Below are 21355 nucleotides of genomic sequence, written 5' to 3'. Positions count from 1 at the left end.
GCGTACTGGTCCTCGACAGGGCAGACCCCCGGTGACCGCAGAACTCATCGCCGCCTGTGCAGGCGCTTGTGCCGGTGGGTGAGGTTAGGCTCGGGCCAGTACGACCTTGATCCGACGGGAGGCCGAGGATGACGGCGCCGGGGCGCAGGAGCAGTACCTTCACGCGGCTGCTGCGGCACGGTTTCACCGATCCCTCGGCCGCCGAGCGGCTGCTGGACGCGCCCGAGCTGACCACCGTGCGCGACGATCCGGTGCTGCTCGACGCCCTGGGCGCCACGGCCGACCCCGATCTCGCGCTGCTGGGTCTGGTACGGCTGCTCGAGGCGCAGCCCGGAGCCACGGCCCGGCGTGAGCTGCTCGACACGCTGATAGCGGCCAAGCCGCTGCGTGACCGGCTGCTCGGCGTGCTCGGTGCGTCCGCCGCGCTCGCCGATCATCTCGCCCGGCATCCGCACGACTGGCAGGCGCTCGTCACGTATGAGCCGCGGGACCTGCATCCGGGGGTCGAGGAGTTCGAGCGGGGGCTCGCCGAGGCGGGCGATCCGGTGTCGTTGCGGGTCGCCTATCGGCGGTGTCTGCTGTCCATCGCCGCGCGGGACGTGTGCGGTACGACCGATCTGGCCGAGACCGCGGCCGAACTCGCCGATCTTGCTACGGCGACCCTGCGGGCCGCCCTTGCCATCGCCCGCTCCGCCGCGCCCGAGGACGCCGCCCTGTGCCGGCTCGCCGTCATCGCCATGGGCAAGTGCGGGGGCCACGAGCTGAATTACGTGTCCGACGTGGACGTGATCTTCGTCGGTGAGGCCGTGGACGGGGCCGACGAGGGCAAGGCGCTGCGGTCGGCCACCAAGCTTGCCTCGCACATGATGCGGGTCTGTTCGGAGACGACGGTGGAGGGGGCCATCTGGCCCGTCGACGCCAACCTGCGGCCCGAGGGGCGGAACGGGCCGCTGGTGCGGACGCTCAGCAGCCATCTCGCGTACTACCAACGGTGGGCCAAGACCTGGGAGTTCCAGGCGCTGCTCAAGGCGCGGCCGGTCGCCGGGGACATCGAGCTCGGCGAGGAGTACGTGGCCGCGCTGGAGCCGCTGGTGTGGAAGGCCGCCGAGCGGGACAACTTCGTCGGCGACGTGCAGAAGATGCGGCGGCGGGTGGTCGAGAACATTCCTGTCGCCGAGTTGGACCGGCAGCTGAAGCTCGGGCCGGGTGGGCTTCGGGACGTCGAATTCGCTGTGCAGCTGCTTCAGTTGGTGCACGGGCGGGATGACGCCTCGCTGCGTAGTGGTACGACTCTTGATGCCCTTCACGCTCTTGCCTCGGGTGGCTATGTCGGGCGGGCCGATGCCGCTCAGCTGGATGAGGCGTATCGGTTTCTGCGGTCCATGGAGCATCGGATCCAGCTGTACCGGCTGCGGCGTACGCATCTGGTGCCGGAGGACGAGGCCGACCTGCGGCGGATCGGCCGCTCGTTGGGGTTGCGTACGGATCCGGTGGCCGAGCTGAACCGTGAGTGGAAGCGGCATGCGGCTGTCGTGCGGCGGCTGCACGAGAAGATCTTCTACCGGCCGCTGCTCGATGCTGTTGCCCAACTCGCGCCTGGTGAGGCCAGGTTGAGTCCGGGGGCGGCTCGGGAGCGGCTCGTCGCGTTGGGGTACGGGGATCCTGCGGCCGCGTTGCGGCATCTGGAGGCGTTGGCTTCCGGGGTGACTCGGAAGGCCGCGATCCAGCGGACCTTGCTGCCGGTGTTGTTGGGGTGGTTCGCGGACTCGGCCGATCCGGATGCGGGGTTGCTCAACTTCCGCAAGGTTTCGGATGCGTTGGGGAAGACGCCTTGGTATCTGAGGTTGTTGAGGGACGAGGGGGCCGCAGCCGAGAATCTTGCGCGGGTGCTGTCCGCCGGGCGGCTCGCGCCTGATCTGCTGATGCGGGCCCCCGAGGCGGTGGCGCTGCTCGGTGCGGATGAGGGGCTGGCGCCTCGGGAGCATGCCGCGCTGGAGCAGGAGGTCCTCGCCGCGGTCAGCCGTGCCGACGGTGCCGAGCAGGCCGTCACGGCCGCGCGCGGGGTGCGCCGGCGTGAGCTGTTCCGTACCGCCGCGGCCGACATCGTGGGCTCGTACGGCACCGAGACCCAGCCTGCGGCTGCCGACCAGGGGGCTTTGGTGGACCGGGTCGGTGGTGCCGTCTCCGATCTGAACGCGGTGACGCTCGCGGGCACCCTGCGCGCCGTTGTGCGGGACACGTGGGGGGAGACCCTGCCGACCCGGTTCGCCGTCATCGCCATGGGGCGCTTCGGTGGGCATGAGCTCGGGTACGGGTCCGACGCCGACGTGCTGTTCGTGCACGAGCCTCGGCCGGGGGTGCCGGAGCAGACCGCCGCCGAGGCCGCGAACAAGGTTGTCGCCGAGATGCGACGGTTGTTGCAGGTGCCGAGTGCCGATCCGCCGTTGCTGATCGACGCCGATCTGCGGCCCGAGGGGAAGTCCGGGCCGCTGGTGCGGACGTTGAACTCCTATGCGGCGTACTACCGGCGGTGGTCGTTGGTGTGGGAGTCGCAGGCGTTGCTGCGGGCCGAACCCGTCGCGGGGGACGCGGATCTGGGGCGGCGGTTCATCGAGCTGGTCGATCCGTTGCGGTATCCGGCGGAGGGGCTGGGGGACGACGCCGTGCGGGAGATCCGGCGGCTGAAGGCCCGGATGGAGGCGGAGCGGTTGCCTCGGGGGGCCGATCCCAAGCTGCATACCAAGCTGGGGCCCGGGGGGTTGTCGGACGTGGAGTGGACCGTGCAGTTGTTGCAGTTGCAACATGGGTGGGCCGAGCCGGGGCTGCGGACCACGCGGACGCGGGAGGCCCTTGCCGCCGCGCGGGCCGCCGAGCTGATCTCCGGGGAGGATGCCGAGATCCTCGACGAGGCTTGGGTGTTGGCGACTCGGGTGCGTAATGCGGTGATGCTGGTGCGGGGGCGGGCCGGGGACACGTTTCCTTCGGACGGGCGTGAACTGGCTGCGGTGGGGCGGTACTTGGGGTATGGGCCGGGGCATGTGGGGGACATGCTGGACGCGTATCGACGGACTGGGCGGCGGGCTCGGGCGGTTGTGGAAGTGCTGTTCTACGGGGCGTAGCGCCTGCGCCGGGGGTGTGTGGTGGGGTCGGGGTCGGGGCGGTACGGCGAACCCGCCGCCGACGGTACTGCTGTGGGTCAAGGGGGGAACGAGCCCAACGGACCACGTAAGCGGCGGGTTGCGCCGTACCGCCCCGACCCGCTCCCGTGCGTTTGCGGCTGCGGGGGCGTGGGGCTACGCGTTCGCTGTGCGTAGCGCCCGGGCATGGTTCAGGTAGCCCTCCAGGCCCACCTCGAAGGCCCGGTCCGCCCGGCCCTCGCCCACTGCCGCGAGTGCCCTGGCCAGTCGGGGGGTCGGGGTCGAGTCGCTCAGTACCCACATCGTCTCCGGAGCCGCCAGGTCCAGGGCTGAGCCCAGGATGAGGTTCTCCATGGCGATGATCAGGGGCATGACGGACGGCGGGGCGAAACCGGCGTCGAGCAGGAGTGTCACCGCGCGCTCGTACTGCTCCAGTACCCGGGGTGCTCGTACGGGTGATGTCATCAGGAGCGGGATCGCCTTCGGGTGGGCGGCGAAGGCCGCTCGGTAGGAGCGGGCCCATGCCTCCAGGGCGCTGTCCCAGGGCGTCAGATCCAGCGTTCCGGGGTCGATCGCGGCCGCGACCCGCTCCCGCAGGAGCTCCACGATGCCCTCACGGCCGTCCACATGGTGATACACCGAGCCCGTCTGCGCCCCTAGCCGCTTCGCGATCTGCGGGACGCTGAAGTCGCCCTGCTCGTCGACGAGTTGCAGTGCCGTCGTGGTGATGCGCTCACGGTCGAGGAGCGGTGTGCGCGGCCGTCCCATGCGTGTGTTCCCCCCTGAAGGTGCGAGACAGGTCTTCCCGGATGCCCACGAGGAGGCTACATTGCCGAAACCGAAAGCCTTTAGGTTTACGAGTCCAGGGTGCCGTTCGATCAGTGGTGCCCCGGGAACGCCGGCCATCCCGCACGCCCGGAATCCTCCCCGTCCGCCGCGCTCGAAGGGCTTGCCCATGTCCGTCACCACCCCGGAGGAGAGAACGCCGAACGCCACGGCGACCCTCCGCTCCGGCTCCCTCGGCACCGCCGACATCGCGTTCTTCGTGGTGTCCGCCGCCGCCCCGCTCACCGTCATGGCCGGCGTCGCCCCGCTCGCGATTCTCCTGGGGGGAATCGGCGCCCCGGCCGGCTACCTCATCGCCGGCATCACCCTCGCCGTCTTCGCCGTCGGCTTCACCACCATGAGCCGGCACGTGAAGAGCGGCGGCGCCTTCTACGCCTACATCACCCGCGGCCTCGGCCGCCCCGTCGGCATCGGCGCCGCCCTGCTCGCCCTCATCGGCTACAACGGCATGGAGATCGGCGTCTACGGCCTCCTCGCCAGCGCCACCAAGGACAGCCTGCGCGCCCTGTTCGGGACCGACGTCCCCTGGCTGCCGATCTCCCTGGTCGGCCTGCTCCTGATCGGATACGGCGGCTACCGTTCCATCGAGTTCGGCGCCAAACTCCTCGCCGTCCTGCTGGCCGCCGAGACCGGCATCCTCGTGCTGCTTGCGGGTGGGGTGCTCGTCAAGGGCGGCGCGGGCGGGTTGTCCGGTGCCTCCTTCGCGCCGGGGAATGTGTTCGTTTCCGGTACGGCGGTCGTCCTCGCCTTCGCCTTCGCCGCGTTCACCGGCTTCGAGTCGACCGTCATCTACCGGCGGGAGGCTCGGGACCCGGAGCGCACGGTGCCGCGCGCGACCTATGTGGCCATCGGTTTCCTGGGGCTCTTCTACGCGTTCATGGTCTGGATCGTCATCCAGGCCTTCGGGGACGCGGGGGTGATCGCGGCTGCCGCCAAGGATCCCGGCGGCCTTTTCTTCTCCGCGATCACCACGTATGTCGGGGCCTGGGCGGCCGACCTGATGCACATCTTCATCGTCACCAGCGTCATCGCCTCGCTGCTCGCCTTCCACAACGCGATCAACCGGTACTCCCTCGCCCTCTCCGAGGAGGGCGTGCTGCCCAAGGCGCTCGGCCGGATCCATGCCCGACACCGTTCCCCGTACGTCTCCGGCATCGCCCAGACCCTCCTCGGCGCCGTCGTCGTCATCGCCTTCTGGGCGGCCGGCGCCGACCCCTACGGACAGCTGCTCCTCTGGGTCAACACCCCGGGAATGATCGGCCTGTTCACCCTCCAGCTCCTCGTCGCCATCGCGGTGCCCTGCTACTTCCGCCGGGTAAGCCACCAGGAGGGCGCCCTGCGCACGGTCGTCGCGCCAGTCGCCGCCGCCCTGTTGCTCGCGACCGCGATAGGGCTCGTCATCACCCACATCGACCTGTTCACCGGCGCGTCCGACGTCGTCAACACCACCCTGATCGTCATCGCACCGGCCGTCTTCGTCACAGGGCTTGCGCTGGCGTGGTGGCTGCGCCGTCAACGGCCAGAGGTCTACGCCGACTTCGCCGCCGAGCCGGCCGAGCTCGCCGAGCCCGCCGAATAGCCGTACAGCCGTACAGCCGAATAGCCGTTCAGCCGTACAGCCCTACCGAACAAGGGAGTTCCGTCACTCATGCCCACCCCCGACCTGATCCTCACCGGCGCCAAGGTCCGCACCCTCGACCCCGCCCGCCCCCATGCCACCGCCGTCGCCGTGAGCGACGGGGTGATCGTGGCGGTCGGCGACGAGGGGGACGTACACGAGTGGCGGGGGGCGGGTACGGAGGTCGTGGCCCTGGAGGGGGCGCACCTCGTGCCCGGACTCGTGGACGCGCACAGTCACCCCGTGTGGGGGCTGGACATGGCGACCGGGGTGGATCTGTCGGGTGTGCGGGATCTGGAAGGGCTGAGGGCGGCTTTGGCCACGGCCGAACGGATCGAGGGGTGGGTGATCGGGTACGGGCTCGATCACAACGCCTTCGAGGGGCGGGCCGTGGATCGTGCGCTCGTCGAGGACGTGCTCGCCGGCGCACCGGCCTTCCTGCGCCTCTACGACGGCCATTCCGCCCTCGCGAGCGGCTCGGCGCTCGCCGCGGCGGGCGTGACCGGGCCGCGGGCCTTCGCCCAGCGCTCGGAGGTGGTCTGTGACGCGGAGGGGCGGCCGACGGGGCATCTCGTCGAGCACGCGGCCATGGACCTGTTGGCAGGGGCCGTGCCCAGGCCGTCGTACGCCGCCCGCCGGGCCCGTCTGGTCGAGCTGCTGTCGGCGATGGCGGCGACCGGGCTGACCGGGGCGCATGTCATGGATGCGGGGGACGCGGAGCTGGTCGAATCGGTGGCGCGGGAGACCGTACTGCCGGTGCGGCTGCGGTTCGCGCCCTGGTGCATGCCGGGGGTGGACGAGGAGGGCCTGGAGGAGCTGATCGCCCTCCAGGGACGTGCGGGCCGGCACTGGCAGGTCGGCGGGGTCAAGTTCTTCATGGACGGGACCGTGGAGGGCGGCACGGCCTGGCTGGAGCACGCGGACTGCCACGGGCAGGGGACGGAGGCGTTCTGGCCGGATCCGGAGGCGTACGGGGCTGCGGTGCGGCACCTGCACGCGGCGGGCGTCCGCACGGCCACGCACGCCATCGGGGACGTGGCGGTACGGCACGTGCTGGACGTGGTGGCGGGGCTGGGGGAGGGGGCCCGGGGACGGCACCGGATCGAGCACATCGAGACCGCTCCGGACGCCCTTCTGCCGCGGTTCGCGGAGCTGGGGGTGGCGGCGTCGATGCAGCCACCGCACACCGGTTACACCCGGTCCGACGGTACGGACGAGTGGTCGAGGAGGCTGGGCACCGAGCGGTCCGGGCATGCATGGCGCCTACGGGACCTGCGGGACGCCGGCGCGACGGTCGCCCTGGGCTCGGACTGGCCGATCGCCCACTACGACGTACGGGCGGTACTGGCGACCGCGCGTGCGCCGAGGGGCGCGGCGTCGACGAGGGCGGGTTTGACGGGTTTGGAGGCCCTGGAAGGCTGCACGAGCCATGCGGCGCAGGCGGCGGGTGAGGCGGAGGTGGCGGGCCGTATCGCCGTGGGGTACAGGGCTGACCTGACGGCCCTGGGTCTGGATCCGGTGGAGTCCCCGGCGGACGAACTCGCGGAGGCACCGATCAGGCTGACGGTGACAGGCGGTCACGTGATGTACCGGGCCAGTGGAGATGCCTAAGGGGTGCGGGGAACTGCGCGACCAGCCACAACAGGCCGTCAGCCGCCCGACAACCTACCGCGCCACTTCCAGCCGCGGCATTCCCCCCGGCACCCGAGGCAACGCATAAGGCATAGCCCCGTACCAGACCCGCGCCACCGCGAACCCGAACGCCAGGCACAGCATGCCCCCCACCGCATCCAGCCAGAAGTGGTTGGCGGTCGACACGATCACCATCAACGTCACCGCCGGATACAGCAACCCCAGCACCCGCACCCACGGCACCTTGGCCAGCGCGAAGATCGTCAGCCCGCACCACAGCGACCACCCGATGTGCATGGACGGCATCGCCGCGTACTGGTTGGACACGTGCTTGAGGTCGCCGGACGCCATGGAGCCCCAGGTCTGGTGGACCATGACCGTGTCGATGAACGTGCTGCCGTTCATGAGCCGCGGAGGCGCCAGCGGATACAGGTAGTAACCGACCAGCGCCACACCCGTGGTCGCGAAGAGCACCAGCCGCGTCGCCGCGTAGCGGCCGGGGTGGCTGCGGTAGAGCCAGACCAGGACGCTCAGCGTCACGATGAAGTGCAGTGTGGCGTAGTAGTAGTTCATGCCGACGATCAGCCAAGTCACGGAGTTCACCGCGTGGTTGACGGACTCCTCGACCGCGATGCCGAGATGGTGCTCCATCCGCCAGATCCAGTCGGCGTTGCGCAACGCCGCCCCGCGCTGCTCCGGCACCGCGTTGCGGATGAGTGAGTACGTCCAGTAACTCACCCCGATCAGAAGGATCTCGAACCAGAGTCGGGGGCGCCGCGGGGTGCGCAGCCGGCGCAGCGGACCCGGCTTGTCCGAGGCCGTGACGGGGTTCGGAACGGCCGCCTGCTCACGGTCTTCCAGACTGGTCACGGTCGAGTCACCCATGGGCACAAAGTCTGCCAGAAATGCCTTCCGCCACCGATCATCCCTCGGTCGGGTTCGGCGCGCATGTTCTACAACAAACGAACCCCCGGACCTACTCCCTAGGAACGATTCCGGTCCCCAGGAGCCGAAGCGGTCGAACCCCGCACCACCAGTTCCGGCATGAACACGAACTCACTGTGCGGTGCCGGTGTCCCGCCGATCTCCTCCAGCAACGTGCGCACCGCCGCCTGACCCATCGCCGGGACCGGCTTGCGGACGGTGGTGAGGGGCGGGTCGGTGAAGGCGATCAGGGGGGAGTCGTCGAAGCCCACGACCGAGACGTCCCGCGGGACTTCGAGGCCGAGCTGGCGGGCCGCCCGTATCGCGCCGAGCGCCATCATGTCGCTCGCGCACACCACCGCCGTACAGCTGCGGCCGATGAGCGCGGTGGCGGCCGCCTGGCCGCCCTCCAGGGTGTAGAGGGAGTGCTGGACGAGGTCGGACTCGACGGCCTGCGCGCTCAGGCCCAGCTGGTCCTGCATCGCGCGCACGAAGCCCTCGATCTTGCGCTGGACCGGGACGAACCGTTTCGGTCCGAGGGCGAGGCCGATACGGGTGTGGCCGAGCGAGACCAGGTGGGTCACGGCCAGGGTCATCGCCGCGCGGTCGTCGGGGGAGATGAAGGGGGCCTGGACCTTCGGGGAGAAGCCGTCGACCAGGACGTACGGCACGCCCTGGGCGCGCAGGCGCTCGTAGCGCTCCATGTCGGCCGTGGTGTCGGCGTGCAGGCCGGAGACGTAGATGATGCCGGCGACCCCGCGGTCCACGAGCATCTCGGTGAGCTCGTCCTCCGTCGAGCCGCCCGGGGTCTGGGTGGCGAGGACGGGCGTGTAGCCCTGCCTGGTCAGCGCCTGGCCGATCACCTGGGCCAGGGCCGGGAATATAGGGTTCTCCAGCTCCGGGGTTATCAGGCCCACCAGGCCCTCGCTGCGCTGCCGCAGACGTACGGGGCGCTCGTAGCCGAGGACGTCGAGCGCGGCGAGCACGGACTGGCGGGTGGTGGCGGCGACGCCCGGCTTCCCGTTGAGGACGCGGCTGACGGTCGCTTCGCTCACCCCCGCCTGGGCAGCGATGTCGGCTAGCCGTGTGGTCACAGGGGTGGACTGTACCGGCCGACTGTCACTTTGCACACCAATCGGGCGCCGGGCACGAGCGGTCGCCCGGCCCCGTGCGGGTTGCTGCGTCATCGCGGTCCCTCGTGTTCGCTGGGCGCCAGGTACGGCAAGAGCTTGCAGAGTCTTGCACAAGAGTGCCCCAGCCCGCTCAGCGGCTTCAATAGGCGGTTGCGCGGGGGTCGAAGCGAGGTCACGGGCGGGTAACCTTCGGGCCGTCTTGCAATTTTTTGCTGCAAGGTCTTTCGCACCGCTTACAACGCTGTTACGTTCGGCGACGCCCGGCGGCCGCAAAGGCGCAGTCGGCACGGCGGAGACGGCAGACGGGGCCGGCCTCCGCACCACACGGGCTTTCACCCTCAAGGAGATCTCATGCGGCGTGGCATAGCGGCCACCGCGCTGGTGGCGTCCCTCGCCCTCGCGGCGACGGCCTGCGGCGGAAGCGACGACAGCGGCAAGTCCAGCGGTCCGGTCACCATCACCTGGTGGGACACCTCCAACGCCACCAATGAGGCGCCGACGTACAAGGCCCTGGTCAAGGAGTTCGAGGCCGCCAACAAGGACGTCAAGGTCAAGTACGTCAACGTCCCCTTCGACCAGGCGCAGAACAAGTTCGACACCGCCGCAGGCTCCAAGGGCGCCCCGGACGTGCTGCGTTCCGAGGTCGGCTGGACCCCCGCCTTCGCCAAGAAGGGCTACTTCCTGCCGCTGGACGGCACCGAGGCCCTGAAGGACCAGAGCAAGTTCCAGTCCAGCCTGATCACGCAGGCCCAGTACGAGGGCAAGACCTACGGTGTCCCGCTGGTCACCGACACCCTCGCGCTCGTCTACAACAAGGCCCTCTTCAAGAAGGCCGGCATCACCGAGGCCCCCAAGACCTGGGACGAGCTGAAGGCCGACGCCGCCAAGGTCCAGGACAAGGCCAAGGTCCCCGGCTACTGGGGCTCCACCCAGGCCTACTACGCGCAGACCTTCCTCTACGGCGAGGGCACCGACACCGTCGACGCGTCCGCCAAGAAGATCACCGTGAACTCCGACGCCGCCAAGAAGGCCTACGGCACCTGGCTGAGCCTCTTCTCCGGCAAGGGTCTGCACAAGGCGGACACCACCGCCGACGCCTACGCCCACATCCAGGACGCGTTCGTCAACGGCAAGGTCGCCGCCATCATCCAGGGCCCGTGGGAGATCACGAACTTCTACAAGGGCTCCGCCTTCACGGACAAGTCCAACCTCGGCATCGCCACCGTCCCGGCCGGCTCCACCGGCAAGGCGGGCGCCCCGACCGGCGGCCACAACCTGTCCGTCTACGCCGGTTCGGACAAGGCCCACCAGACCGCCGCGCTGAAGTTCGTCAACTTCATGACCTCCGCCAAGTCCCAGACGGAGATCGCCCTGAAGAACTCCACGCTGCCCACCCGCGACGACGCCTACACCGCCGAGGTCAAGGCCGACCCGGGCATCGCCGGCTTCCAGGGTGTCCTCTCCGCCGCCCAGCCGCGGCCCGCGCTGCCCGAGTACAGCTCCCTGTGGGGCCCGCTGGACACCGAGCTGCCGAAGATCGCCGGCGGCAAGGAGTCCCTGGACAAGGGTCTGAGCAACGCTGAACTCGCCATCGCCAAGCTGGTGCCGGACTTCAGCAAGTGAGCCCCGCGTGACCGCCGGGTCCCCTCTGATCATGGGGGGAGGGGATCCGGCGGTCACCGGCCTGTGCCCAGCCACTTCTCAGAGCCGTAGAACTTCCAGAAGGTGTCGAACATGACAGTCGCCATCGACCGCGCCACCGGCAAACGCCACGGTGACCGCGCGCCGCGGCCCGGGCTGGGCCAACGCCTCAGGAACAGCTTCCAGAAGCACTGGTACGCGTACGCGATGATCGCCCCGGTCGCGATCGTCCTCGGCGTCCTCGTGCTCTACCCCTTGGTGTACGGCGTCTACCTGACCCTCACCGACGCCAACAGCCTCAACACCGCGCGCACGATCGGCGTCAACCACATCGACGCCACCTACAAGTTCATCGGGCTCGACAACTACAAGGACATCCTGTTCGGCCCGACCTCCTACGACCGCTTCTGGTCGCACTTCATCTGGACCATCGTGTGGACCGCGCTCTGCGTCGCCCTCCACTACACGATCGGCCTCGGCCTGGCGCTGCTGCTCAACCAGAAGCTCCGCGGGCGGACCCTGTACCGGCTGATCCTCATCCTGCCGTGGGCCGTGCCGACCTTCGTCACCGTCTTCGGCTGGCGGTTCATGCTCGCCGACGGTGGCATCATCAACATCGCCCTCGACGCGCTCCATCTGCCCCAACCGGACTGGCTGGAGAGCACGTTCTGGCAGCGGTTCGCCGCGATCATGGTCAACACCTGGTGCGGTGTGCCCTTCATGATGGTCTCGCTGCTCGGCGGCCTCCAGTCCATCGACGGCTCGCTCTACGAGGCCGCCGAGATGGACGGCGCCACCGCCTGGCAGCGCTTCCGGTACGTCACCCTGCCGGGGCTGCGCTCCGTCAGCTCCACCGTCGTACTGCTCGGCATCATCTGGACCTTCAACCAGTTCGCCGTCATCTTCCTGCTGTTCGGCAACACCGCCCCCGACGCCCAGATCCTGGTCACGTGGGCCTACTACCTCGGCTTCGGACAGCAGCCGCGCGACTTCGCCCAGTCCGCCGCCTACGGCATCCTGCTGCTGGCCGTCCTGATCGTCTTCACCTCCTTCTACCGCCGCTGGCTGAACCGCAATGAGCAGCAGCTCGCGATCTGAGGCAGGAGCCCCCATGAGTACGACCACTGTCGAGACCTCCGCGGCGGCCGGCGAGCGGGACTCCGCGGCCGTCCCGCCGCGCAGGGTGCGCCGCCGCGGCGAGCAGAGCCCCACCGGGCGTCTCGTCTCGCACGGCATCCTGATCGTCGCGAGCCTGATCGCCTTCTTCCCGGTGGCCTGGCTGATCTACCTCTCCCTCGGCCCCGACAAGGACGACTACCTCCACCCCGGCGGCATCTGGTCCAAGATGTCGTTCTCCAACTACTCGTTCGTCCTCCAGCACACGGAGTTCTTCGACTGGTTGAAGAGCTCGCTGATCGTCTCGCTGGGCACGACGGTCATCGGCGTCCTGATCGCCGCCACCACCGGCTACGCGGTCTCCCGGATGCGCTTCCCGGGCTACCGGAAGTTCATGTGGGTGCTACTGGTCACCCAGATGTTCCCGGTGGCCGTACTCATGGTGCCGATGTACCAGATCCTGTCGGACCTCCAGCTCATCGACAGCTACCTTGGGCTCATCCTCGTCTACTGCACGACCGCGGTGCCCTACTGCGCCTGGCTGCTGAAGGGCTACTTCGACACGATCCCCTTCGAGATCGACGAGGCCGGACGCGTCGACGGGCTGACCCCCTTCGGCACGTTCGCGCGACTGATCCTGCCGCTCGCCAAGCCGGGCCTGGCGGTCGCGGCCTTCTACAGCTTCCTCACGGCCTTCGGCGAGGTCGCGTTCGCGTCGACGTTCATGCTGTCCGACACCAAGTACACGTTCGCGGTGGGCCTCCAGACCTTCGTCAGCGAACACGACGCCCAACGCAACCTGATGGCGGCGACGGCGGTACTGATCGCGATACCGGTCTCGGCGTTCTTCTACCTCGTGCAGAAGAACTTGGTTACCGGCCTGACAGCAGGCGGCACGAAGGGCTGAAACGCCGGTCCGGAACAGCGCCCCGATAGGGGCGCGGGGAACTGCGCGACCAGCCCCCACGGCGCCGCACCCAAAACCCGAGACGGCCGCGATGTCCATCCGACCCCGCTGACACCGCGGCCGTCTCGTCACGCATACCTGACCCAATGACTCCGCTGAGCCCCAAGGACGCCATGACCCAGCAGCACTCCGCCATCGCCGCCCCGGCCCAGACCCCCGCCAAAGCCAAGCGCAGCGACTGGTGGCGGGACGCGGTGATCTACCAGGTCTATCCGCGCAGCTTCGCCGACAGCAACGGCGACGGCATGGGCGATCTGGAAGGCGTACGTTCCCGACTCCCGTACCTGCGCGACCTCGGCGTGGACGCCGTGTGGCTCAGCCCCTTCTACGCCTCCCCGCAGGCCGACGCGGGCTACGACGTCGCCGACTACCGGGCCGTGGACGCCATGTTCGGCAACCTGCTCGACGCGGACGCGCTCATCCGGGACGCCCGCCGGCTGGGCCTCAGGATCATCGTCGACCTGGTCCCCAACCACTCCTCCGACCAGCACGAGTGGTTCAAGCGGGCGGTCGCCGAGGGCCCGGGCTCGCCGCTCCGGGACCGGTACCACTTCCGCCCCGGCAAGGGCGAGAACGGCGAACTCCCGCCCAACGACTGGGAGTCCATCTTCGGCGGCCCCGCCTGGACGAGGCTCCCGGACGGCGAGTGGTACCTGCACCTCTTCGCCCCCGAGCAGCCCGACTTCAACTGGCAACACCCGGCGGTGGGCGACGAGTTCCGCTCCATCCTGCGCTTCTGGCTCGACATGGGCGTCGACGGCTTCCGTATCGACGTCGCCCACGGCCTGGTCAAGGCGGACGGCCTGCCCGACCTCGGCTCCCACGAACAGCTCAAGCTGCTGGGCAACGATGTCATGCCGTTCTTCGACCAGGACGGCGTGCACGACATCTACCGCCAGTGGCGGCTCATCCTCGACGAGTACAGCGGCGAGCGCATCTTCGTCGCCGAGGCCTGGACCCCGACCGTCGAGCGCACCGCCAACTACGTCCGCCCGGACGAGCTCCACCAGGCCTTCAACTTCCAGTACCTGTCCACCGACTGGGACGCGGACGAGCTCCGCAAGGTCGTCGACCGCACCCTGGACGCCATGCGCCCGGTCGGCGCCCCCGCCACCTGGGTCCTGTCCAACCACGACGTCACCCGGCACGCCACCCGCTTCGCCAACCCGCCCGGCCTCGGCACCCAGATCCGCCTGGCCGGCGACCGCGCACTCGGCCTGCGCCGGGCCCGTGCCGCCACCCTCCTCATGCTCGCGCTGCCCGGTTCGGCGTACGTCTACCAGGGCGAGGAGCTCGGCCTGCCGGACGTCGTCGACCTCCCGGACGAGGTCCGCCAGGACCCGGCCTACTTCCGCGGCGCGGGCCAGGACGGTTTCCGCGACGGCTGCCGGGTGCCGATCCCGTGGACGCGGGAGGGTTCGTCGTACGGCTTCGGCGCCGGCGGCAGCTGGCTCCCGCAGCCGGACGGCTGGGGCGAGTTGAGCGTGGAGGCGCAGACCGGCGTCGCCGGCTCCACCCTGGAGCTGTACCGCGCCGCCCTCGCCGCCCGCCGCGAAGAGCCCGACCTCGGCGCCGGTGACACGGTCGAGTGGCTGCGTGCCCCCGAGGGCGTACTGGCCTTCCGGCGCGGCGAGTTCGTGTGCGTCGCCAACACCGGCGGCGAGTCCGTCACGACTCCGGCGTACGGCCGGCTGCTGCTCGCCAGCGGCGAAGTCACCGAGGCGGACGGCGAGACGAAGGTTCCGGCGGACACGACGGTCTGGTTCACCACCCGCCCCTGAAATTTCTTGCATCAACTTCACACGGCCCGCTGCCTTTTCAGGCAGCGGGCCTTTAACATCTCCGTCACCGCAAGTTAATTGAAAACTTGCAGCAAGAACCTTCAAAGGTGAAGGAGCCCCCACATGGCCCCCAGAAGATACGTTTCCGCGGCCTTTGCCCTGGCCGCCGCGACCGCCGTCATGTCCCCCACCACGGCGTCCGCCTCCCCGCCCGGCACCAAGGACGTCACCGCCGTCCTCTTCGAGTGGAACTTCGCCTCGGTCGCCAAGGAGTGCACCAACACCCTCGGCCCCGCCGGCTTCGGCTACGTCCAGGTCAGCCCGCCCGCCGAGCACATACAGGGCTCGCAGTGGTGGACCTCGTACCAGCCGGTGAGCTACAAGATCGCGGGCCGGCTCGGTGACGCCACCGCCTTCCAGAACATGGTCAACACCTGCCACACGGCGGGTGTGAAGGTCGTCGTCGACACGGTCGTCAACCACATGTCGGCGGGCAGCGGGACGGGCACCGGCGGCTCGTCGTACACGAAGTACAACTACCCCGGCCTGTACTCCTCGTACGACATGGACGACTGCACCTCCACGATCACCGACTACACCAACCGTGCCAACGTCCAGAACTGCGAACTCGTCGGCCTCGCCGACCTGGACACCGGCGAGGAGTACGTCCGCGCCACCATCGCCGGCTACATGAACACCCTCCTCGGCTACGGGGTCGACGGCTTCCGCATCGACGCGGCCAAGCACATCCCGGCCACCGACCTCGCCAACATCAAGTCCCGGCTGAGCAACACGTCGGTGTACTGGAAGCAGGAGGTCATCTACGGCAGCGGAGAGGCCGTCCAGCCGACCGAGTACACGGGCAACGGGGACGTCCAGGAGTTCCGTTACGCCTACGACCTCAAGCGCGTCTTCAACAACGAGAACCTCGCCTACCTGAAGAACTACGGCGAGGGCTGGGGCTACATGAGCAGCTCGGTGGTCGGCGTCTTCGTCGACAACCACGACACGGAGCGCAACGGCAGCACCCTCAACTACAAGGACGGGGCGAACTACACCCTCGCCAACGTCTTCATGCTCGCCTACCCGTACGGCGCCCCGGACATCAACTCCGGCTACGAGTGGTCCGACACGGACGCCGGGCCGCCCAACAACGGCTCCGTGACCGCCTGTTGGCAGGACGGCTGGAAGTGCCAGCACGCCTGGCCGGAGATCATCCGCATGGTCGCCTTCCGCAACGCCGTGCGCGGCGAGTCCGTCACCAACTGGTGGGACAACGGCGGCGACGCGATCGCCTTCGGGCGGGGCAGCAAGGGTTACGTGGCCATCAACCACGAGTCGAGCAGCCTGAGTCGGACGTACCAGACCTCGCTGCCCACCGGGACGTACTGCAACGTGCAGAACAACACGAGCGTCACGGTGAACTCCAGCGGCCAGTTCACCGCCACTCTCGGCTCCAACACGGCGCTCGCCATCTACACCGGCAAGACGAGCTGCTGAACGACCAGCGGGGCGCGTGGGATTGACGCTCGTCGAGTGTCGTCCTACGTTCCCTGCTGTCCGTCGTATGGGAGCGCTCCCACTCGTGCGCTCCCGCTGAAGGGAGCATCATGCAGCGCAGACTCGGGAAGTGGGCGTCGACGGCCGCGGCGGCCTTACTCACGGCCGCCGGTACCACCGCGGCCACCCTGCCGGGGGCCGCCGCCGCCACCTCGGCCACCGTCAACGGCGCCACCGCGTACCAGCCCATCGACGGCTTCGGCATCTCCGAGCACTTCGGCCGCGCCGCCATCATGAACGGCTCGCAGGGCCTGTCCGCCCAGCACCAGCGCGAGATCCTCGACCTCCTCTTCAACCGCACCACCGGCGCCGGCCTCAGCATCCTGCGCCTGGGCATCGACTCCGGCATCCAGCCCACCGACCCGGGCGGCCCGAACGCGACCCCCAAGTACACCTGGGACGGCTACGACAAGGGCCAGGTCTGGCTGGCCGAACAGGCCAAGTCGTACGGCGTCAACCGCTTCTACGCCGACGCCTGGACGGCCCCCGGCTACATGAAGACCAACGGCACGGACGCGAACGGGGGTACCCTGTGCGGCCTCTCGGGGGCCACCTGCGCGAGCGGCGACTGGCGGAAGGCGTACGCCGACTTCCTTGTGCGGTACGCCCGGTTCTACGGCCAGGAGGGCATCGGCGTCACCGACATCGGCTTCACCAACGAACCCGACTGGACGGCGACGTACGACTCGATGCGGCTGACACCGGCGCAGGCGGTGGAGTTCACGAAGGTCTTCGGTCCGGTCGCGTCGGCGAACGGCTACAAGGTCACCTGCTGCGACTCCTTCGGCTGGACCCAGCAGAAGGCGTACACGAGCGCGATCGAGGCCGACCCGGTGGCCCGCGGCTATGTCACGACCCACACCGGCCACAACTACGCCAGCGCGGTGGACAGCCCCCTGCCGACCTCGAAGCGCACCTGGATGTCGGAGTGGTCGCCCAACGGCACCACCTGGAACGAGAGTTGGGACGACGGCAGCGGCTACGACGGCTTCACGGTCGCCTCCGCCGTCAACGACGCCCTGACGAAGGGGAACGTCAGCGGTTACGTCTACTGGTACGGCGCCTCGACGGGCGCGACCCGCGGCCTGATCCAGATGGACGGCGACAACTACCACGTGTCCAAACGCCTTTGGGCGCTGGCCAACTACAGCCGCTTCGTCCGCCCGGGCGCGACCCGCATCGCCGCGACCACCGGCGACACGAACCTCAGGCTCTCGGCCTTCCGCAACCCCGACGGCACGGTGACGGTCGTGGCGCTCAACGCGTCCACGACCGCCACACCCGTGTCCTTCAGCCTGCAGAACACCGGCATCACCACCGGGACGGCGACCCCGTACCTCACCGACGGCACGCACGGCATGGCTCAGCAGTCGGCCGTTGCCGTGAGCGCGGGGACGCTGAACACCACGGTCCCGGCCCGCTCCCTGGTGACGTACACGATCAAGAAGCAGTAGCCGCGCCGTCGTAGACGTTGTGCGGAGTGACGATGCGCGTGATCGCGCGGGCGAGGAGGGAGGACGGCTCCTGGCCCTGGCTGGTGATGTCCGTGTTGATCATGATGACCAGGGTGGCCCGCTGGGAGGGCAGGTAGACGGTCACGGTCTCGTAGCCCGGGATGGAGCCGTTGTGCCCGATCCAGCCGCCGGTCTCGAAGATGCCGAGGCCGTAGCTGGTGCCGGGGAAGCCGGTCGGCAGGGTCTTGAGGCGCTGGGCCTGGGTCTCGGGGCTGAGCAGCTTGCCCGTGGCGACGATCTCGGCCCAGCGGCGCAGGTCGTGCAGGTCGGAGATCATCGCCCCGGCCGCCCAGGCCCAACTCGGGTTCCAGTCCGTGGAGTCGGCGACCTCGCCGCTCAGGGTCTGGTTGGTGTAGCCGCGGGGGTGTGGCTCGGGGAACTCCGGCCCGTGCGGCAGCAGTGTGTGGTGCAGCCGCGCCGGTCCGAGAACCCGCTCGTCGAGGAAGTCGCCGAGCCGCTGCCCGCTCACCTTCTCGACCACCATGCCGAGCAGCACGAGATTGCTGTTGGAGTACTGGAACTGCGTGCCCGGCTTGAAGGTGTTCTTGTGCTTGAAGCCGTACGCCAGCACTTCCCGGGGCGTGAAATAGCGCTGCGGGTCGCTCAGGAGGTCATGGGCGAAGTCCGGGTCGGCGCTGTACGGGAACAGCCCGCTGCGCATCTCCGCGAGCTGGCGGAGTGTGATGTGGCGGCCGTTCGGCACGCCGTGGACGTACCGGGAGATCGGGTCGTCCAGCCCGATGAGCTGCTCGTCGACGAGTTCGAGCAGCGCGGTGACGGTGAAGGTCTTGGTCTCGCTGCCGATCCGCCAGAAGTTCTCGGTGGCCATCGGCCGCCCGCTGACCTTGTCGGCGACCCCGCTCGCACGGACGTAACACCCCTTGCCCGGCATCCACAGCCCGACGACGGCACCGGGGATGCCCGCCTGCCTGCGCACGTCTGCGATGGTCCGGTCCAGCCGGGTGGTCGTCTCCTGCCCGAGACCACCCGGCCGGCAGTCACCGTGCGGATGCCGCTGCCCGCTCACGGCCTGTCCGGCCGTGGCGGGAGCGGCTGCCATCGGAACCAGCAGCGACGCCACGAACAGCGTCGCGCCGAGCAGTCGGCGGTGGGGGATACGTCGCATGGCGCGGTGCCTCTTTCGGTCAGGGGTTCGGACCGCAAGATCACCATCAGTGACGTTCCACCAGGCCTTCTTCCGACAGTCGTACCGGCGAGTTCACTCGTTCAGCTACTTCCAGGTGTCACTGGTGGAGTAGCCCGACGAGCTGCCCGTGGTGTACGAGCGGTTCGTCCCGGACTCCCAGGTGACGTTCCCGGAGCTGTCCTTCTTGATGTACTTGTACGTGAATGCCGTGCTCTTCGGCACGATCACCAGCTTGCTCCACGTCGGGTACGACTCCGACGACAGCGGGATCGCGTCGCTGGTGTTCCAGGAGCCGAGGGAGGCGATGGAGCCGACGACGTAGACGTTGGTGCCCCAGTCGGTCGTCGCGTACTCGTTGAAGGTGACGTCGGTGGCGTCCGCGTTCGCCACGTTCCAGGAGTTGTTCAGGTTGATCGCCGAAGTCGTGGTCGTGGCCGACCTGTTGGCGTTCGACTCCCAGGTGACGTTTCCGGACGAATCCTTCTTGATGTACTTGTACGTGAACGACGTGTTGATCGGCACGCTCACCGCCCCCGACCAGATCGGGTACCCGGACGACGACAGCTGGATCGCCTTCGAGGTGTCCCAGGAGCCCAGGGCGTCGATCGAACCGACGACGTAGACGTTGGTGCCGGTCGTGGTGGAGGCGTACTCGTTGAAGGTGGCCGTCACCGTGGAGGTGGAGCCGCCGCCGCTGCCGGAGTCGTCGCAGCCGACCGTGCAGGTGTAGGAGGAGTTGTAGAAGGCGACCGCGTCCTTCGCGGGGATGGTGATCGACGCGTTGCCGCCGGAGACGGTCACCGTGCTCGCGCCGCCGTCGATGACGTTGGAGTACGTGCCGTCGGCCATGCCGGTCGCGAAGGTGTAAGTGGCCGAGGACGAACCGTTGTTGACGGCGAAGAAGCCGGCGCCGCTGCGGCCGAAGCCGATGACCGAGGACGACTTGGTCGACCAGTTGGAGACGGCCGCGCTGCCTGCCGCGTTGTGCCAGGCCACCATTCCGACCACCGCCGTGTCGCGGTCGAGGCAGTTCCAGCTGCCGGAGCAGTCCGTGTCGGTGACGAAGCCGGAGGAGTTCGGCGGGGCCTGGTCGCTCTGGGTCCACTGCCAGCTGGAGTAGATCGTCGGCGTCGACCACTTGTAGGCGAGCTCGAAGAGGTTGGCGAGCTTGTAGGCGTCGCCGTCCTTGTAGCTCATGTGCAGGCCGTTGCGCTCGGTGTCGTGGTTCGTCACGAAGGAGACCGAGTTGGCGGCGGGCAGGATGCCGCTGCTTTCGAGCGACGACAGGTCGCTGACGTTGCCCTGGAAGGCCGACTTCATCTTGCTCGCGTACGTGAAGTCGAGGACGTCACCGGAGCCGTAGTAGTCGCTGGGCTGCGGGGTCGAGCCCGGGTAGACCTCGTCGAAGATGTACGGCGCCGCACCGGACGTCGTGGTGTTCAGCTTGGCGACGATCGCGGCCATGTCGGTGGCCGGGATGTGCTTGGCCGAGTCCACCCGGAAGCCGTCGACGCCCAGTGCGATCTGCTTGTTGAGGAAGGCGGCGAGGCCCGAACGGACGTTGTCCGCACTGGTCTTGAGGTCGGGCAGGCCCAGGAGTTCGCAGTTCTGGACCTGGGTGAGGTTCGAGTAGTCCTGGATGGTGAGGTCTGAGGTGGGGCAGTCGGCGGAGGTGTGGTAGTCGCTCGCGTCCCAGTCCGGGGTGTCGTACTTGTTGGTGATCGTGGTGCCGTCGTAGCCGGTGCCGGTCTGGGCGGCCGTGTGGTTGATCACCGCGTCCGTGTAGACCTTCACGCCCGCGTTGTGGCAGGCGGTGACCATCGACGCGAACTGGGTCGCCGTACCGAAGCGGCTGTTGAGGGTGTACGAGTACGGCTGGTAGACGTCCCACCAGTAGTACGACGACTGCTTGAGGGACTCGGAGGGCGGGGCGACCTGGACCGCGCCGTAGCCCGCCGGGCCCAGGACGTTTGTGCACTCGGAAGAGATGGAGGCCCAGTTCCACTCCCACAGGTTGGCGATGACATCGCCCTTTGCGGTGGTGTCCGCGTGCGCGGCGGCGGCCGGCAGGGCGATGACGCCCGCGAGCGCCAGCGCGCCGGCGGCCATGGCACTGGCCGTGCGCCGGAAGACACCCGGGGGTCGGTGTCTGGTCATGTGCGGCTCCGATGAAGGGTGTTGGGGTTTCAACCAGTGGTGAGAGTGGGGGAGTTGAGAAGGGCACGTCAAGGTTGGCGTTGAAACTTCTTGCTATGAGTTTCAAGACTCTTGCTGTAAACCTTGCGTCAGCGATACCGTCACGCGGGGTCGGACCCAAGAGAGCCGCTATCGCTAGGAGT

Annotated in this window: 14 protein-coding genes; 9 read left to right on the top strand and 5 right to left on the bottom strand. The window is 68.8% G+C overall.

Annotated elements, in window-relative coordinates:
* Positions 1 to 128: 128 nt before the first annotated feature.
* Complete coding sequence (locus ACQEWB_RS13825; RefSeq protein WP_432830602.1) at positions 129 to 3119, top strand: bifunctional [glutamine synthetase] adenylyltransferase/[glutamine synthetase]-adenylyl-L-tyrosine phosphorylase; 2991 nt, start codon at positions 129 to 131, stop codon at positions 3117 to 3119.
* Positions 3120 to 3293: 174 nt separating this feature from the next.
* Here the strand turns inward: ACQEWB_RS13825 and ACQEWB_RS13820 are convergent, their stop codons facing one another.
* Positions 3294 to 3905 carry a TetR/AcrR family transcriptional regulator gene (locus tag ACQEWB_RS13820; RefSeq protein WP_432830600.1) on the bottom strand — a complete coding sequence of 204 codons (612 nt, stop codon included), beginning with the start codon at positions 3903 to 3905 and terminating at the stop codon, positions 3294 to 3296.
* Between the two features lie 187 nt (positions 3906 to 4092).
* On the opposite strand from ACQEWB_RS13820, the gene ACQEWB_RS13815 reads away from it, so the two are divergent.
* Entirely contained in the window at positions 4093 to 5562 is a 1470-nt protein-coding gene (locus ACQEWB_RS13815) for an APC family permease (RefSeq protein ID WP_432830598.1), read from the top strand.
* A 69-nt stretch (positions 5563 to 5631) separates the two neighbouring features.
* The gene (locus tag ACQEWB_RS13810; RefSeq protein WP_432830596.1) at positions 5632 to 7212 is read left to right on the top strand and encodes an amidohydrolase; all 1581 of its coding nucleotides are present in this window, start codon (positions 5632 to 5634) and stop codon (positions 7210 to 7212) included.
* A gap of 54 nt (positions 7213 to 7266) precedes the next feature.
* Here the strand turns inward: ACQEWB_RS13810 and ACQEWB_RS13805 are convergent, their stop codons facing one another.
* Both ACQEWB_RS13805 and ACQEWB_RS13800 read right to left on the bottom strand, forming a co-directional pair.
* A complete protein-coding gene (locus ACQEWB_RS13805; RefSeq protein WP_432830594.1) occupies positions 7267 to 8118 on the bottom strand; it encodes a phosphatase PAP2 family protein in 852 nt (283 codons plus the stop codon).
* A 98-nt stretch (positions 8119 to 8216) separates the two neighbouring features.
* Positions 8217 to 9251, bottom strand: a complete 1035-nt coding sequence (locus ACQEWB_RS13800; RefSeq protein WP_432830592.1) for a LacI family DNA-binding transcriptional regulator — start codon at positions 9249 to 9251, stop codon at positions 8217 to 8219.
* A gap of 390 nt (positions 9252 to 9641) precedes the next feature.
* On the opposite strand from ACQEWB_RS13800, the gene ACQEWB_RS13795 reads away from it, so the two are divergent.
* The 6 genes from ACQEWB_RS13795 (at position 9642) to ACQEWB_RS13770 (ending at position 17809) form a co-directional block, all read left to right on the top strand.
* Positions 9642 to 10913 (top strand): extracellular solute-binding protein, encoded by a 1272-nt coding sequence (locus tag ACQEWB_RS13795; protein ID WP_432830590.1) that lies wholly within the window; start codon positions 9642 to 9644, stop codon positions 10911 to 10913.
* A 111-nt stretch (positions 10914 to 11024) separates the two neighbouring features.
* Positions 11025 to 12029 (top strand): carbohydrate ABC transporter permease, encoded by a 1005-nt coding sequence (locus tag ACQEWB_RS13790; RefSeq protein WP_432830588.1) that lies wholly within the window; start codon positions 11025 to 11027, stop codon positions 12027 to 12029.
* Between the two features lie 13 nt (positions 12030 to 12042).
* Positions 12043 to 12954, top strand: a complete 912-nt coding sequence (locus tag ACQEWB_RS13785; protein ID WP_432830586.1) for a sugar ABC transporter permease — start codon at positions 12043 to 12045, stop codon at positions 12952 to 12954.
* A 173-nt stretch (positions 12955 to 13127) separates the two neighbouring features.
* Positions 13128 to 14795: a glycoside hydrolase family 13 protein gene (locus tag ACQEWB_RS13780; RefSeq protein ID WP_432843801.1), complete on the top strand. Its 1668-nt coding sequence runs from the start codon at positions 13128 to 13130 to the stop codon at positions 14793 to 14795.
* Positions 14796 to 14918: 123 nt separating this feature from the next.
* On the top strand, positions 14919 to 16295 hold the full coding sequence (locus tag ACQEWB_RS13775) for an alpha-amylase (RefSeq protein ID WP_432830584.1): 1377 nt from the start codon (positions 14919 to 14921) through the stop codon (positions 16293 to 16295).
* A gap of 110 nt (positions 16296 to 16405) precedes the next feature.
* Positions 16406 to 17809, top strand: a complete 1404-nt coding sequence (locus ACQEWB_RS13770; protein ID WP_432830582.1) for a glycoside hydrolase family 30 protein — start codon at positions 16406 to 16408, stop codon at positions 17807 to 17809.
* On the opposite strand, the gene ACQEWB_RS13765 is transcribed toward ACQEWB_RS13770, so the two are convergent.
* Together ACQEWB_RS13765 and ACQEWB_RS13760 are read right to left on the bottom strand one after the other, a co-directional pair.
* The gene (locus ACQEWB_RS13765; protein WP_432830580.1) at positions 17796 to 18995 is read right to left on the bottom strand and encodes a serine hydrolase domain-containing protein; all 1200 of its coding nucleotides are present in this window, start codon (positions 18993 to 18995) and stop codon (positions 17796 to 17798) included. The genes ACQEWB_RS13770 and ACQEWB_RS13765 overlap by 14 nt on opposite strands.
* A 105-nt stretch (positions 18996 to 19100) precedes the next feature.
* Positions 19101 to 21173 carry a carbohydrate-binding module family 20 domain-containing protein gene (locus tag ACQEWB_RS13760; RefSeq protein ID WP_432830578.1) on the bottom strand — a complete coding sequence of 691 codons (2073 nt, stop codon included), beginning with the start codon at positions 21171 to 21173 and terminating at the stop codon, positions 19101 to 19103.
* Positions 21174 to 21355 lie beyond the last annotated feature (182 nt).

The sequence above is a fragment of the Streptomyces sp. CA-249302 genome (genome assembly GCF_050936785.1).
Lineage (GTDB): Bacteria > Actinomycetota > Actinomycetes > Streptomycetales > Streptomycetaceae > Streptomyces.
Note: the sequence above shows the minus strand (reverse complement) of the source record. Positions and strands in the feature narration are given on the sequence as shown.

What these genes read in the sequence shown, in the direction of transcription:
- ACQEWB_RS13760 (WP_432830578.1), bottom strand. Translation starts at nt 21,173, where the DNA reads ATGACCAGACACCGACCCCCGGGTGTCTTCCGGCGCACGGCCAGTGCC.
- ACQEWB_RS13770 (WP_432830582.1), top strand. Translation starts at nt 16,406, where the DNA reads ATGCAGCGCAGACTCGGGAAGTGGGCGTCGACGGCCGCGGCGGCCTTA.
- ACQEWB_RS13820 (WP_432830600.1), bottom strand. Translation starts at nt 3,905, where the DNA reads ATGGGACGGCCGCGCACACCGCTCCTCGACCGTGAGCGCATCACCACG.
- ACQEWB_RS13785 (WP_432830586.1), top strand. Translation starts at nt 12,043, where the DNA reads ATGAGTACGACCACTGTCGAGACCTCCGCGGCGGCCGGCGAGCGGGAC.
- ACQEWB_RS13765 (WP_432830580.1), bottom strand. Translation starts at nt 18,995, where the DNA reads ATGCGACGTATCCCCCACCGCCGACTGCTCGGCGCGACGCTGTTCGTG.
- ACQEWB_RS13810 (WP_432830596.1), top strand. Translation starts at nt 5,632, where the DNA reads ATGCCCACCCCCGACCTGATCCTCACCGGCGCCAAGGTCCGCACCCTC.
- ACQEWB_RS13790 (WP_432830588.1), top strand. Translation starts at nt 11,025, where the DNA reads ATGACAGTCGCCATCGACCGCGCCACCGGCAAACGCCACGGTGACCGC.
- ACQEWB_RS13795 (WP_432830590.1), top strand. Translation starts at nt 9,642, where the DNA reads ATGCGGCGTGGCATAGCGGCCACCGCGCTGGTGGCGTCCCTCGCCCTC.
- ACQEWB_RS13805 (WP_432830594.1), bottom strand. Translation starts at nt 8,118, where the DNA reads ATGGGTGACTCGACCGTGACCAGTCTGGAAGACCGTGAGCAGGCGGCC.
- ACQEWB_RS13780 (WP_432843801.1), top strand. Translation starts at nt 13,128, where the DNA reads ATGACCCAGCAGCACTCCGCCATCGCCGCCCCGGCCCAGACCCCCGCC.
- ACQEWB_RS13825 (WP_432830602.1), top strand. Translation starts at nt 129, where the DNA reads ATGACGGCGCCGGGGCGCAGGAGCAGTACCTTCACGCGGCTGCTGCGG.
- ACQEWB_RS13815 (WP_432830598.1), top strand. Translation starts at nt 4,093, where the DNA reads ATGTCCGTCACCACCCCGGAGGAGAGAACGCCGAACGCCACGGCGACC.
- ACQEWB_RS13775 (WP_432830584.1), top strand. Translation starts at nt 14,919, where the DNA reads ATGGCCCCCAGAAGATACGTTTCCGCGGCCTTTGCCCTGGCCGCCGCG.